This is a genomic window from Citrobacter sp. 50677481 (genome assembly GCF_001463265.1).
Classification (GTDB): Bacteria; Pseudomonadota; Gammaproteobacteria; order Enterobacterales; family Enterobacteriaceae; genus Citrobacter_A; species Citrobacter_A sedlakii.
In genome coordinates this window covers 105210-118260 of the sequence record NZ_LNHZ01000074.1, presented here as the reverse complement: position 1 = coordinate 118260, position 13051 = coordinate 105210, and the positions used below count along the sequence as shown (strand labels likewise).

General features: G+C 54.8%; 15 protein-coding genes and 1 pseudogene. 3 read left to right on the top strand and 13 right to left on the bottom strand.

Annotation, left to right across the window (positions count from 1 at the left end; translation table 11 throughout):
• The 9 genes from APU02_RS25510 to fkpA all read right to left on the bottom strand — a co-directional run.
• Positions 1-122: GTP-binding protein (locus APU02_RS25510; protein WP_004202223.1), on the bottom strand; the 122-nt coding region annotated here is incomplete at its 3' end.
• 70 nt (positions 123-192) lie between these two features.
• Positions 193-2307, bottom strand: coding sequence for an elongation factor G (fusA, locus tag APU02_RS21765; protein WP_042286235.1), 2115 nt, complete (start codon positions 2305-2307; stop codon positions 193-195).
• Between the two features lie 96 nt (positions 2308-2403).
• Positions 2404-2874, bottom strand: coding sequence for a 30S ribosomal protein S7 (gene rpsG / locus APU02_RS21760; protein WP_002920113.1), 471 nt, complete (start codon positions 2872-2874; stop codon positions 2404-2406).
• A 96-nt stretch (positions 2875-2970) separates the two neighbouring features.
• Positions 2971-3345 (bottom strand): 30S ribosomal protein S12, encoded by a 375-nt coding sequence (rpsL, locus tag APU02_RS21755; protein ID WP_000246815.1) that lies wholly within the window; start codon positions 3343-3345, stop codon positions 2971-2973.
• A 125-nt stretch (positions 3346-3470) separates the two neighbouring features.
• On the bottom strand, positions 3471-3758 hold the full coding sequence (gene tusB / locus APU02_RS21750) for a sulfurtransferase complex subunit TusB (RefSeq protein WP_042286237.1): 288 nt from the start codon (positions 3756-3758) through the stop codon (positions 3471-3473).
• A gap of 7 nt (positions 3759-3765) precedes the next feature.
• Positions 3766-4125 carry a sulfurtransferase complex subunit TusC gene (gene tusC, locus APU02_RS21745; protein ID WP_042286238.1) on the bottom strand — a complete coding sequence of 120 codons (360 nt, stop codon included), beginning with the start codon at positions 4123-4125 and terminating at the stop codon, positions 3766-3768.
• The gene (gene tusD / locus APU02_RS21740; RefSeq protein WP_042286241.1) at positions 4125-4511 is read right to left on the bottom strand and encodes a sulfurtransferase complex subunit TusD; all 387 of its coding nucleotides are present in this window, start codon (positions 4509-4511) and stop codon (positions 4125-4127) included. Before tusD ends, tusC begins: the two co-directional genes overlap by 1 nt.
• Complete coding sequence (locus APU02_RS21735; RefSeq protein ID WP_042286247.1) at positions 4511-5233, bottom strand: transcriptional regulator; 723 nt, start codon at positions 5231-5233, stop codon at positions 4511-4513. Before APU02_RS21735 ends, tusD begins: the two co-directional genes overlap by 1 nt.
• Before the next feature lie 166 nt (positions 5234-5399).
• Positions 5400-6224: an FKBP-type peptidyl-prolyl cis-trans isomerase gene (gene fkpA / locus APU02_RS21730; protein ID WP_042286250.1), complete on the bottom strand. Its 825-nt coding sequence runs from the start codon at positions 6222-6224 to the stop codon at positions 5400-5402.
• Between the two features lie 222 nt (positions 6225-6446).
• Here fkpA and APU02_RS21725 point away from each other — a divergent pair, with 222 nt between their 5' ends.
• Positions 6447-6665: a protein SlyX gene (locus APU02_RS21725; RefSeq protein ID WP_042286253.1), complete on the top strand. Its 219-nt coding sequence runs from the start codon at positions 6447-6449 to the stop codon at positions 6663-6665.
• A gap of 135 nt (positions 6666-6800) precedes the next feature.
• Here the strand turns inward: APU02_RS21725 and slyD are convergent, their stop codons facing one another.
• From slyD to kefG, 4 genes are all read right to left on the bottom strand, one after another.
• The gene (gene slyD, locus APU02_RS21720; protein WP_060571207.1) at positions 6801-7403 is read right to left on the bottom strand and encodes a peptidylprolyl isomerase; all 603 of its coding nucleotides are present in this window, start codon (positions 7401-7403) and stop codon (positions 6801-6803) included.
• Positions 7404-7497: 94 nt separating this feature from the next.
• Positions 7498-7698 carry a YheV family putative zinc ribbon protein gene (locus APU02_RS21715; RefSeq protein WP_003861689.1) on the bottom strand — a complete coding sequence of 67 codons (201 nt, stop codon included), beginning with the start codon at positions 7696-7698 and terminating at the stop codon, positions 7498-7500.
• Between the two features lie 13 nt (positions 7699-7711).
• Positions 7712-9517: a glutathione-regulated potassium-efflux system protein KefB gene (gene kefB / locus APU02_RS21710; RefSeq protein WP_060571206.1), complete on the bottom strand. Its 1806-nt coding sequence runs from the start codon at positions 9515-9517 to the stop codon at positions 7712-7714.
• The gene (gene kefG, locus APU02_RS21705) at positions 9517-10068 is read right to left on the bottom strand and encodes a glutathione-regulated potassium-efflux system ancillary protein KefG (protein WP_060571210.1); all 552 of its coding nucleotides are present in this window, start codon (positions 10066-10068) and stop codon (positions 9517-9519) included. Before kefG ends, kefB begins: the two co-directional genes overlap by 1 nt.
• A gap of 137 nt (positions 10069-10205) precedes the next feature.
• Here kefG and APU02_RS21700 point away from each other — a divergent pair.
• Both APU02_RS21700 and APU02_RS21695 read left to right on the top strand, forming a co-directional pair.
• Positions 10206-12100 (top strand): annotated as a pseudogene (locus tag APU02_RS21700) (ABC transporter ATP-binding protein).
• Between the two features lie 15 nt (positions 12101-12115).
• A complete protein-coding gene (locus APU02_RS21695) occupies positions 12116-13048 on the top strand; it encodes a LysR family transcriptional regulator (RefSeq protein ID WP_060571205.1) in 933 nt (310 codons plus the stop codon).
• Positions 13049-13051: the final 3 nt, after the last annotated feature.

The following is a 13051-nucleotide window of genomic DNA, read 5'->3' as shown; positions in this document are numbered from 1 at the left end:
CCGTAGGTTTTAGCCAGTACGGTAGTGATTGCAGCAGTCAGGGTAGTTTTACCGTGGTCAACGTGGCCGATGGTGCCGACGTTAACGTGCGGTTTTGTACGTTCAAATTTTTCTTTAGACACGGCTATATTCCTTACTATAGCGCTCTCCCCTTATGGAGAGAGCACGGGACTTAGGTTTTAATCCTGTGGATTATTTACCACGGGCTTCGATTACGGCCTGAGCAACGTTGCTCGGTGCATCATCATACTTCAGGAATTCCATAGTGTACGATGCGCGACCTTTGGTCAGAGAACGCAGCTGAGTTGCATATCCGAACATTTCAGACAGCGGAACTTCAGCGTGGATCTTAACGCCAGTAACTTCAGATTCCTGACCGCGCAGCATACCGCGACGACGGCTCAAGTCACCAATGACGTCACCGGTGTTCTCTTCCGGCGTTTCTACCTCAACCTTCATGATCGGCTCAAGCAGAACTGGTTTCGCTTTCTTAAAGCCTTCTTTAAAGGCAATAGACGCAGCCAGTTTAAACGCCAGTTCCGAGGAGTCAACGTCATGGTAAGAACCGAAGTGCAGACGGATACCGATGTCAACAACCGGATAACCAGCCAGCGGGCCTGCTTTCAGCTGCTCCTGGATACCTTTATCAACGGCAGGGATGTATTCGCCAGGGATTACACCACCTTTGATGTCGTTGATGAACTCGTAGCCTTTCGGGTTGGAACCCGGCTCCAGCGGGTACATGTCGATAACAACATGACCGTACTGACCGCGACCACCAGACTGCTTCGCGTGTTTACCTTCGATATCGGTAACTTTCGCGCGAATCGCTTCACGGTAAGCAACCTGAGGTTTACCGACGTTCGCTTCAACGTTGAATTCACGCTTCATACGGTCAACGATGATGTCGAGGTGCAGCTCACCCATACCGGCGATAATGGTCTGGTTAGATTCTTCGTCAGTCCATACGCGGAATGACGGGTCTTCTTTAGCCAGACGGCCCAGAGCCAGACCCATTTTTTCCTGGTCAGCTTTGGTTTTCGGTTCTACGGCGATGGAGATTACCGGCTCAGGGAATTCCATACGCTCCAGGATGATCGGGTGATCCGGATCGCACAGGGTGTCACCGGTGGTCACGTCTTTCAGACCGATCGCCGCAGCGATGTCGCCCGCGCGAACTTCTTTGATCTCTTCACGTTTGTTAGCGTGCATCTGAACGATACGACCGAAACGCTCACGTGCGGATTTCACGGAGTTCAGTACGGTATCACCAGAGTTAACCACACCGGAGTAAACGCGGAAGAAGGTCAGGTTACCCACGAACGGGTCGGTAGCGATTTTGAATGCCAGTGCAGAGAAAGGCTCGTCATCGCTAGCGTGACGTTCAGCAGGCGTATCTTTACCGTCGTCCAGGATACCGTTGATCGCAGGTACGTCAACCGGGGATGGCAGGTAATCAATTACCGCATCCAGCATTGCCTGAACACCTTTGTTCTTAAAGGCAGAACCACAGGTAACCAGGATGATTTCGTTGTTCAGAACGCGCTGACGCAGAGCTTTTTTGATCTCTTCTTCAGTCAGTTCTTCACCACCCAGGTATTTTTCCATCAGCTCTTCAGACGCTTCCGCTGCGGACTCGATCAGGTTCTGGTGCCATTCTTCAGCCAGTTCCTGCATGTCAGCCGGGATGTCTTCATAGGTGAAGGTCACGCCTGCATCAGCTTCGTTCCAGTTGATGGCTTTCATTTTCACCAGGTCAACAACACCGGTGAACGCTTCTTCAGCGCCAATTGCCAGCTGCAGCGGAACAGGGTTCGCGCCCAGACGGGTTTTGATCTGACCAACAACTTTCAGGAAGTTCGCGCCCATACGGTCCATTTTGTTAACGAACGCAATGCGCGGAACTTTATATTTGTTTGCCTGACGCCATACGGTTTCAGACTGCGGCTGAACACCACCAACTGCGCAGTAAACCATTACCGCACCATCAAGAACACGCATGGAACGTTCTACTTCGATGGTGAAGTCAACGTGCCCCGGGGTGTCGATGATGTTTACGCGATGCGGTTCATACTGCTTAGCCATACCAGACCAGAATGCAGTAGTCGCTGCGGAAGTGATGGTAATACCACGTTCCTGCTCCTGCTCCATCCAGTCCATGGTAGCTGCGCCGTCATGAACTTCACCGATTTTATGGTTTACACCGGTGTAGAACAGAATACGTTCGGTAGTAGTGGTTTTACCGGCGTCGATGTGCGCACTGATACCGATGTTACGGTAGCGTGCGATGGGTGTTGTACGAGCCATTTGATTCCTCGTTTATCTTTTAGGCGTTCAATTTAAGTAGCCCAAAGCGGGCTGCTTACTGGAAGCGCCCGCCTGGTGACTAAAATTCCGAAGGGATTACCAACGGTAGTGTGCGAACGCCTTGTTGGCTTCGGCCATACGGTGAACGTCTTCACGTTTCTTAACTGCAGTACCTTTGTTGTCTGCAGCATCAGTGAGTTCGTTCGCCAGGCGCAGAGCCATGGATTTATCACCGCGTTTACGAGCAGCTTCAACGATCCAACGCATTGCCAGAGCATTACGACGAACCGGACGGACTTCAACTGGTACCTGATAAGTAGAACCGCCAACGCGGCGAGACTTAACTTCGACAGTCGGGCGCACGTTTTCGAGAGCGACTTCGAAAGCTTCCAGTTCAGATTTACCAGAGCGCTGAGCCAGGGTCTCCAGCGCGCTGTATACGATTGTTTCGGCAGTAGATTTTTTACCATCTACCATCAGGATATTGACAAATTTAGCCAGCAGTTCTGATCCGAACTTCGGATCCGGCAGAATTTTACGCTGACCAATGACGCGACGACGTGGCATGGAAATACTCCGTTGTTAATTCAGGATTGTCCAAAACTCTACGAGTTTAGTTTGACATTTAAGTTAAAACGTTTGGCCTTACTTAACGGAGAACCATTAAGCCTTAGGACGCTTCACGCCGTATTTGGAGCGAGCTTGCTTACGGTCTTTAACGCCGGAGCAGTCAAGCGCACCACGAACGGTGTGGTAACGAACACCCGGGAGGTCTTTAACACGACCGCCACGGATCAGGATCACGGAGTGCTCCTGCAGGTTGTGACCTTCACCACCGATGTAGGAAGTCACTTCGAAACCGTTAGTCAGACGAACACGGCATACTTTACGCAGTGCGGAGTTCGGTTTTTTAGGAGTGGTAGTATATACACGAGTACATACGCCACGTTTTTGCGGGCATGCTTCCAGCGCAGGCACGTTGCTTTTTGCAACTTTGCGAGCACGTGGTTTGCGTACCAGCTGGTTAACTGTTGCCATTAAATAGCTCCTGGTTTTAGCTTTTGCTTCGTAAACACGTAATAAAACGACCTCATACAATATGAGGACGCCGAATTTTAGGGCGGTGTCGAAAAGGTGTCAAGAAATATACAACGATCACACAATCACCAGGCCAACTGGCTGGTGTGCTGGATCGTCAGTCTGACGAAATCAGTATAGCTAACCCTGACGACGCTGTCTGAAATTTGACCACCCAGGCCGCGGGCGTCAATGTCTTCTTTCAGTGCGTATACCGTTATGGGGGCGTTGCGCAGCGTTTCAAGGAAGTGAGAGCCTTCTATTGCAGCGATAACGCCATCCTGGAGTAATAACAGCGCGTCGCCTTCCGCGAGTAAACGCTGCAGGGATGTGAAATCGGACTGCCACGGGGAGCGGTGTAAGGTATGCAGCATACGAGCCTCAGAATCTCAGGATCACATCGTAATGGCTCAGCTCCCGACGCAGCGCTTCGGGCTCAAGCGCGGTGGCTTCCACCACAAACGCTGCGTCATCGCCAAGCCCACGCTCGCGCAGCGAGGCGGCGCACAGCCAGCATTGTTCGATATCGTACAATCCCAGCAGCTTAAAGGTGGCGATATAGTCGCGCGCCAGCACGACATCCGGTTTTTGCCCGGCAAGGATCTGGAACACGCCGTCACCCACGAAGAAGACGCCGGGATCATCCGTTAAAGCAGAGGTCGCCAGCAACGCGTCTAACCCCTCGCGGCCCGATGCGCTGCCATGCGGCGCGGTGGAAAAAACAAAAGCCACGCGTTTCATCAGAACTGTACCATGCGATCGCACGTTAACGAGGCTTCCGCCAGCGCGCCGAGGCCGCTTAGCGTAAATCCCGGCTGAAGATTAGCGGAGAGCAGCCCAAGGCGGCCCGCTTCGCTTTCATCAACCACGCCGCGACGCAGCGCCGCGGCCACGCAGATATTGAGGGCAACGCCATGCTGCGTGTGCAGTTGCCGCCAGGCGCGAACCAGGTCAAATTCATCGCTCGCCGGCGAGGTCAGCTGGTTGGCGTTATATACGCCTTCACGATAAAAGAAGACGCTGCTTAGCGTGTGGCCTTCTTCCAGTAACGCCTGAGCGAACTGCAGCGCGCTGCTCGCCTGCTGGGTACCATATGCCGGACCGGTAACCATGATGGCAAAACGCATTACTTGTCTTGCCCCTGGAAGTCGCCGCTTTTGAACTGGCGAATATAGAGATACACGGTGTGCTTGGAGATATTGAGACGATCGGCGACCTGGTTGATCGCATCTTTAATATCAAAAATGCCTTTCTCGTATAGATTCAGAACGATCTGGCGATTCTTGGCGTTATTAGACACATTACGATCGGCGTTCACCTCTTCGATGGTAAATTCCAGCGTCTGGGTGACCAGATCTTCAACAGAAGAAGCGAAGTTGACGGACGATCCGACTTCCGGCGTTTCAGGCGGAATAAAGGTATTCATGATTTGCGAGAACGGTACATCAAGGTTCATGTTGATGCACAGCAGGCCAATCACGCGATGCTCGCGATTGCGAATAGCAATGGTCACGGACTTCATCAGGACGCCGCTTTTCGCACGGGTAAAGTAGCACTTCGACACGCTGCTGTCCGCACCGGTCATATCGTGCAGCATACGTAACGCAAGGTCGGTAATCGGCGAACCGATTTTACGCCCCGTGTGCTCGCCGTTGGCGATGCGAATAGCGGAGCATTTCAAATCCTGCAAAGAGTGCAAAACGATTTCACAGTGGGAACCAATGAGCATCGCTAACCCGTCCACCACCGCTTCGTAGGATTTCAGAATATCAAAGTCGGTTTGATCGAAAGGACGTTGATCCAGTAAATCAAGCTCACTGGTTTCGTTGGTTAAAAGCGACCTGGACATGAAAAAAAACACTCCTTTTCAGGAGCCTGTCGTTATGTTTTCAGGGCAGGCTCATTAATTATGTGGATGGTTAAATTAATACAGTGGAGGTTCCACTTTCCACAACTAATTATATCCGGCCTGCAATAAAAAAACCGCCGCTCTGTTCGGCGGCGGTTCTCAGTTTTTATTTTTTAGCAGCATCTGCGGCTTTTGCGTCAGCTTCTGCTGCGGCTTCTGGCTTCGCATCCGCCTTCGGCGCTGGTTTGATATCCAGCAGCTCTACGTCGAATACCAGCGTGGAGTTAGCCGGAATACCCGGGACGCCAGTTTTGCCGTATGCCAGCTCCGGTGGAATGACCAGCTTGATCTTACCGCCTTTCTTGATGTTTTTCAGGCCTTCGGTCCAGCCTGGGATCACGCCATCCAGACGGAAGGAGAGCGGCTCGCCACGGGTGTAGGAGTTGTCGAACTCTTTACCGTCGATCAGCGTGCCTTTGTAGTTAACAACGACGGTGTCGCTGTCTTTCGGCGCTTCGCCGGTACCCGCTTTCTCGACTTTATAAAGCAAGCCGGTAGAGGACGTTTTCACACCTTTCTCTTTCGCAAACTTGTTACGATACTCTTTGCCCTTGGCTTCGTTTTCAGTCGCGTCTTTTTCCATCTTCGCCTGAGCGGAAGATTTCACGCGGGCTTCAAACGCCTGCAGCGTTTGTTCGATTTCCTGGTCAGTCAGCTTGCTCTTATCGGCAAACGCGTCCTGGACGCCCGCGATCAGTTGCTCTTTATCCAGTTTAATGCCCAGTTTTTCCTGTTCTTTCAGGGAGTTTTCCATATAACGACCCAGCGAAGCGCCCAGCGCATACGCTGATTTCTGATCGTCATTTTTAAACGCCGCTTTGCTATCAGCAGCCGCAGCCGGTTTTGCCGCTTCAGCAGCGAAGGTCATCGGGGCATGCAGCGCAACGGCCATCGTGGTTGCCAGCAGCGTGGCTTTAAACAATGATTTCATCCATATCTCCAGGGCCGGGGCATCTCACCCCGAGGTTAGCTTCATTTAAGAAGCGTACTATAAAGCGTTGTTGAACAAATCAACATAAGGACATGCCTTATTCTCACTTCTTTTCAGACTCTTTTTGTTTAAATTAGTTTCGGCGCGGCGCAATCAGGGCTGCGCTCATCGACAGAATTCAGTAGAATCCGCCGCAACCCGGGATAATCAATGAGGTGAATCATGCAGGATACCACGCTGGAAACTCGTCTGGCCGAACTGGAAAGTCGCCTGGCTTTTCAGGAAATCACCATTGAAGAGCTCAACGTGACGGTCACCGCCCACGAAATGGAAATGGCCAAATTGCGCGATCATCTGCGTCTGCTGACCGAGAAACTGAAGGCCAGCCAGCCGTCCAATATCGCCTCCCAGGCGGAAGAGACGCCACCGCCTCATTATTGAGACGTAAAAAAAGCGGGTTATATTCTATACCCGCTTTTTTTTGCGCTCCGTTCATGTACAGCGCGCTAAATACCCTATGAATTTCTCGTCACAGCAAGATCCAGCAGACCCTGCGTGGCTTGAAAGACGACGGGATTAGTGGCAACCGCAGCCGCCGTGACCTTTACCGCCGCCACCGCAGCAGCCTTCGCCACCGTGCTCGTGACCGTGGTCATGGCCGTGACCGCCGCAGCAGCCGTCGTGACCGTGGTCATGATCGTGGTCGTGACCGTGTGCGCCGTGAACGTGACCATGAGCCAGTTCTTCTTCCGTCGCTTCGCGGATCGCTACCACTTCAACGTTGAACTTCAGATTCTGGCCAGCCAGCATGTGGTTGCCGTCAACCACAACGTGGTCGTCTTCAACTTCAGTGATTTCAACCGGCACTGGGCCCTGGTCAGTTTCCGCCAGGAAGCGCATGCCAACCTGCAGTTCGTCAACGCCCATGAACACGTCTTTAGGCACGCGCTGAACCAGGTTGTCATCATACTGACCGTAAGCGTCGTTCGCGCCTACAGCCACGTCAAATTTATCGCCAACTTCATGACCTTCCAGCGCCGTTTCCAGGCCAGAAATCAGGGAGCCGTGACCATGCAGGTAGTCCAGCGGCGCACTCACCGGAGACTCATCAACCAACACACCGTCTTCTGTACGTACCTGATAGGCCAGGCTGACCACCAGGTCTTTTGCTACTTTCATGATATCTCCTGAGCGTGGGAAAATTGCTGGCGCAGATTGTAGCGGAAATCTGCACCCGTGTACCCTTAAGCTTAAAAAAACTCAGCGCATATCGCTAGTCGGGATGAAAAATGCCGATCACTTGCTCTTCTTTACGAACGTGATCGCGGGCTTCTTTGTCGGCCTCACGCATCTGGTGTCCGCACTTAACACATTCAACTATATCGATATTATTTTCGCGCCACATGGCCAGCGTATCCTGTGCCTGGCAGGACGGGCATTTTGCGCCCGCGATAAAGCGTTTACGTACAGCCATTTTTCGTTACCCTTTATTCAAATTCATCCCAGCCATCGAGCTGGCGTCGTTCCTGCTGCATTTCACGCTGGAAGATCTCCTCCAGTTCGCGGCGCGCTTCCCGCACGCGGGAGATCTGCGCCGTGTCGCTGTGCACCGGCATCAGCTCACGCAGCATTCGCATATCCAGCCGGCGGAAATGCATCTGGGCGCGCTGCGCCTGATGAGGATGCATGCCCAACGAAACCAGCGCTTTGCGCCCCAGCTCCAGCGCGCTGGAAAATGTCTCACGGGAGAAGTGTTTCACACCCGCCTGTAAAAGTTCGTGAGCTTCAACACGTCCGCGTGCCCGCGCCAGAATATGCAGATGCGGGAAATGCTGCTGGCACAGCTCCACCAGCTTCATCGTGTCTTCCGGGTCGTTACAGGTGATGACGATAGACTCCGCGGCCTCCGCGCCCGCCGAGCGCAGCAGTTCGAGCTGCGTCGCATCGCCGTAATACACCTTATACCCATATTTGCGCATCAGGTTGACCGCGCTGATATCGCGTTCCAGCACCGTGATGCGCATTTTGTTCGCCATCAGCAGGCGCCCGATCACCTGTCCGAAGCGGCCAAAGCCCACGACGATCACCTGCGGTTTATCGTCTTCTACCCACGGCGCTTCGTCTTCGTCGTCTGCCGGATTCAGGCGGCGCGACAGCAGTTTGTCCACCAGCTTCATCAGCAGCGGCGTGGTCATCATCGACAGGGTCACCGTCACCAGCAGCAGCGCCATCTGGTCATCCTTGAACAGCTTTTGTGACGACGCGGTAGAAAACAGCACAAACGCAAACTCTCCGCCCTGGCTTAACACGCTGGCGAACTGCATTCTTTCCGAACTGCGCAGACCATAAATCCGCGCCAGGACATACAGCACCAGCGCTTTCACCGCCACCAGCACCGCCACGCTCATCGCGACCCACAGCAGATGGGTATAGAGCACGCCAAGGTTGAGCGCCATGCCCACCGAGATAAAGAACAGCCCTAACAGCAGCCCCTTGAACGGATCGATGGCGGTCTCCAGCTCGTGCCGGTACTCGCTCTCCGCCAGCAGCACCCCGGCGATAAACGTACCGAGCGCCATTGACAGCCCCAGCGCGTCCATGAACAGCGCAGAGCCGAGCACCAGCAGCAGCGTCGCGGCGGTAAAGACCTCGCGTACGCCCGAAGCGGCAATAAAGCGGAACACCGGACGCAGTAAATAACGTCCGCCAATCAGCATCCCCGCAAAGGCCATCACCTTCATGGAGACTTTTACCCAGTCGAAATGATCGTCACCGGATCCGGCTAACAACGGCACCAGGGCCAGCGCCGGGATGACGGCCAAATCCTGGAACAGCAGTACCGAAAAGCCCAGCTGTCCGGCTTCGTTACGGTTCATGCCTTTATCGCGCATCAGCTGCAGGGCCATCGCCGTAGAGGACATCGCAAGGCCAATCCCGCCGATGATTGCCGCCTGCCATGAAAACTGCGTCAGCATGAGCAGCCCGGCCAGAATCGCGGCGCTGAACAGCACCTGTGCCGCCCCCACGCCGAAGATAGAGCGGCGAAGCTGCCACAGTTTGGACGGGTTGAGCTCCAGGCCGATGATGAACATCAGGAAGACAACGCCAAGCTCCGAGAAGTGGAGGATCTCATCCACATCGCTGATAAACCCCAGCCCCCACGGACCAATCGCAATCCCGGCTAACAGATAGCCCAGCACGGCGCCGATACCGATACGCGCGGCCAGCGGCACAGCCACGACCGCTGCAAATAAAAACAGCACCCCGGCGAGGAGCAAATTCGATCCTTCCATCAGCGACCTCCTGTCGGAATCGGTGAGGCCAGCCATTCACCATAGGCTCTGGCGTGGCTCGCCAGCTCTTGTGGCTGCTGACGTCGCGCCCAGTAGACAATAATCGGACTCATCCAGTGCATCCGGCACATACCCGCCGTCAGCTCAAAGGGCCGCAGGACGTCGCTCATCGGGTAACGATTCAGAGCGTCATAGCGATAGGCGCTCTCCGGTTCGCCAGTGGTAATCACGCTGCGCCAGTACTTTCCCGCGAGCTGGTTCCCCCCCGGACCGCTGGCAAAGCCGCGGCTTAACACCCGATCCAGCCACTCTTTCAACAGCGCCGGACAGCTATAGGTATACAGCGGATGCTGAAACACAATCACATCATGCTCACGCAAAAGAGCCTGCTCATGCGGAATATCAATAAAAAAATCAGGATAGTGCGCGTAGAGATCGTGCACCGTTACGTTACTGAGCTGCATAGCCGGCTTAAGCAGCACCCGGTTCGCCACCGAGTCCTGAGATTCCGGATGGGCATACAGCAGCAACACCTTTGCTGGCTGAGACATCATCCCCCTCCCGGTTTTATTTCTGTTTTTGTGTCGCGTTGTTGTTTTGGGCTACCATTGCGCCCCAGTGCGGCAGAATGCCAGCACACTACATTATCATAATGATAAATTAACATAGTCAGAACATACGGCGCCTTATGATTGTTTTCTCCTCGTTACAAATTCGTCGCGGCGTGCGCGTCTTGCTGGACAATGCCGCTGCCACTATCAATCCGGGCCAGAAGGTCGGCCTGGTGGGCAAGAACGGCTGCGGGAAATCTACCCTGCTGGCGTTGCTGAAAAATGAAATCAGCGCCGACGCCGGAAGTTTTAGCTATCCTGGCAGCTGGCGTGGGTGAATCAGGAAACCCCCGCCCTGGCCCAGCCAGCGCTGGAGTACGTCATTGACGGCGACCGCGAATACCGTCAACTGGAAGCCCAGTTGCATGACGCTAACGAACGTAACGACGGACACGCTATCGCCACCGTACACGGCAAGCTGGACGCCATTGACGCCTGGACCGTCCGCTCACGCGCCGCCAGTCTGCTGCATGGGCTGGGGTTCAGCAACGAACAGCTTGAACGTCCGGTCAGCGACTTCTCGGGCGGCTGGCGTATGCGCCTCAACCTGGCGCAGGCGCTGATCTGCCGCTCCGATCTGCTGCTGCTCGACGAACCGACTAACCACCTCGATCTTGATGCGGTTATCTGGCTGGAAAAATGGCTGAAAGGCTATCAGGGCACTCTGATTCTGATCTCCCACGACCGTGATTTTCTCGACCCGGTAGTGGACAAAATTATCCACATCGAACAGCAAAACCTGTTCGAGTACACCGGCAATTACAGTGCGTTTGAAATCCAGCGCGCCACCCGTCTGGCCCAGCAGCAAGCGATGTACGAAAGCCAGCAGGAACGCGTGGCGCATCTGCAAAGCTATATTGACCGCTTCCGCGCCAAGGCGACCAAAGCCAAGCAGGCGCAAAGCCGAATCAAAATGCTGGAGCGCATGGAGCTGATCGCCCCTGCGCACGTGGATAACCCCTTCCACTTTAGCTTCCGCGCGCCGGAAAGCCTGCCAAACCCATTGCTGAAAATGGAAAAAGTGAGCGCGGGTTACGGCGAGCGCATCATACTCGACTCCATTAAGCTGAATCTGGTGCCTGGCTCGCGCATTGGCCTGCTTGGCCGCAACGGCGCCGGGAAGTCTACGCTTATCAAGTTGCTGGCGGGCGAGCTCGCGCCGGTCAGTGGTGAAATCGGCCTGGCGAAAGGCATTAAGCTTGGCTATTTCGCCCAGCATCAGCTGGAGTACCTGCGCGCTGACGAGTCACCGCTGCAACACCTGTCGCGCCTGGCGCCGCAGGAACTGGAGCAGAAGCTGCGCGACTATCTCGGCGGCTTTGGCTTCCAGGGCGATAAGGTCACGGAAGAGACGCGGCGTTTCTCCGGCGGCGAAAAAGCCCGTCTGGTGTTGGCATTGATTGTCTGGCAGCGCCCGAACCTGTTGCTGCTTGATGAACCGACCAACCATCTCGATCTCGACATGCGTCAGGCGTTGACCGAAGCATTGATCGAATTCGAAGGCGCGCTGGTCGTCGTGTCGCACGACCGTCACCTGTTGCGCTCTACCACCGACGATCTCTACCTGGTCCACGACCGTAAAGTCGAACCGTTTGACGGCGACCTGGAAGATTATCAGCAGTGGCTGAGCGAGGTACAGAAACAGGAAAACCAGCCTGCTGAAGCGCCAAAAGAGAACGCGAACAGTGCGCAAGCGCGTAAAGATCAGAAGCGTCGTGAAGCCGAGCTGCGTACGCAGACCCAGCCGCTGCGCAAAGAGATCGCCCGTCTCGAAAAAGAGATGGAAAAACTGAACGCGCAGTTAGCGCAGGCGGAAGAAAAGCTGGGCGACAGTGAACTGTACGACCAGAGCCGTAAAGCAGAGCTGACCGAGTGCCTGCAACAACAGGCCAGCGCCAAAGCCGGGCTGGAAGCGTGCGAAATAGCCTGGCTGGACGCGCAAGAGCAGCTTGAGCAAATGCTGGCCGACTAACCACAGGAAACCACCATGACGCCGCTCATCACCAACGATATTACTTTCCGCAAGCTCAGCATCTTCATGACGTTTATGGAGAAAGGGAATATTGCCCGCACGGCGGAAGCGCTGGATATCAGTGGGGTGAGCGTGCATCGCGCGTTACATACGCTGGAAGAAAATGTCCGTTGTCCGCTGTTTGTGCATAAAGGTCGCAACCTGATCCCGCAACCGGCGGCCTGGACACTGCTGGAATATTGTCAGGAAGTCACTCAGCTTATGGCGCGAGGGCTGGAGGAAGCGCGTAAAACGGCGGGTGTCGGCCAGGGGCGCTTACGCGTCGGCACACTTTACTCGCTGACGCTGGAGACCGTCCCGCATCTGATCATGGGCATGAAGCTACGGCGTCCCGACCTCGAACTGGATCTGACGATGGGGTCGAACGAAACGCTGCTTGCGATGCTGGAAGAAGGTACGCTGGATGCGATCCTGATTTCTATTTCGGAAAGTGAAATCGATCGCAACAGTCTGGAAGTGCTGCCGCTGTTTCATGACGACATCTATCTCGCCGCGCCGTCAACGGCGACGCTGGACAGCTCCTCGCCTGCCGATCTGCGCGATTACCGGGAGCAGAAGTTTGTCTCGCTGGCCGAAGGCTTCGCCACCTATGCCGGCTTTCAGGAAGCCTTTCACATCGCCGGATTCGAGCCGGAGATCGTGACCCGCGTGAATGACATTTTCTCGATGCTCAGTCTGGTGCAGGCGGGCGTCGGCTTTACCCTGATGCCGGGACGCATGAAGAAGATGTATGAGAATTCCGTACAGCTACTGAAGCTGGCGCAGCCCTACCAGATGCAGCAGCTTATTGCGATTGTCTTCGCCCGCAACCGCGAGCGCGACCCGAATCTGCTGGCGCTCGCCGCTGAAGGTCGGATGTACGCGCGCAGTCTGCAGGCTGGCGTTTGATTG

What these genes read in the sequence shown, in the direction of transcription:
- fkpA (WP_042286250.1), bottom strand. Translation starts at nt 6,224, where the DNA reads ATGAAATCATTGTTTAAAGCCACGCTGCTGGCAACCACGATGGCCGTT.
- tusB (WP_042286237.1), bottom strand. Translation starts at nt 3,758, where the DNA reads ATGCTGCATACCTTACACCGCTCCCCGTGGCAGTCCGATTTCACATCC.
- kefG (WP_060571210.1), bottom strand. Translation starts at nt 10,068, where the DNA reads ATGTCTCAGCCAGCAAAGGTGTTGCTGCTGTATGCCCATCCGGAATCT.
- tusD (WP_042286241.1), bottom strand. Translation starts at nt 4,511, where the DNA reads ATGCGTTTTGCCATCATGGTTACCGGTCCGGCATATGGTACCCAGCAG.
- APU02_RS21695 (WP_060571205.1), top strand. Translation starts at nt 12,116, where the DNA reads ATGACGCCGCTCATCACCAACGATATTACTTTCCGCAAGCTCAGCATC.
- tusC (WP_042286238.1), bottom strand. Translation starts at nt 4,125, where the DNA reads ATGAAACGCGTGGCTTTTGTTTTTTCCACCGCGCCGCATGGCAGCGCA.
- fusA (WP_042286235.1), bottom strand. Translation starts at nt 2,307, where the DNA reads ATGGCTCGTACAACACCCATCGCACGCTACCGTAACATCGGTATCAGT.
- rpsG (WP_002920113.1), bottom strand. Translation starts at nt 2,874, where the DNA reads ATGCCACGTCGTCGCGTCATTGGTCAGCGTAAAATTCTGCCGGATCCG.
- APU02_RS21735 (WP_042286247.1), bottom strand. Translation starts at nt 5,233, where the DNA reads ATGTCCAGGTCGCTTTTAACCAACGAAACCAGTGAGCTTGATTTACTG.
- APU02_RS21725 (WP_042286253.1), top strand. Translation starts at nt 6,447, where the DNA reads ATGCAGGATACCACGCTGGAAACTCGTCTGGCCGAACTGGAAAGTCGC.
- slyD (WP_060571207.1), bottom strand. Translation starts at nt 7,403, where the DNA reads ATGAAAGTAGCAAAAGACCTGGTGGTCAGCCTGGCCTATCAGGTACGT.
- rpsL (WP_000246815.1), bottom strand. Translation starts at nt 3,345, where the DNA reads ATGGCAACAGTTAACCAGCTGGTACGCAAACCACGTGCTCGCAAAGTT.
- APU02_RS21715 (WP_003861689.1), bottom strand. Translation starts at nt 7,698, where the DNA reads ATGGCTGTACGTAAACGCTTTATCGCGGGCGCAAAATGCCCGTCCTGC.
- kefB (WP_060571206.1), bottom strand. Translation starts at nt 9,517, where the DNA reads ATGGAAGGATCGAATTTGCTCCTCGCCGGGGTGCTGTTTTTATTTGCA.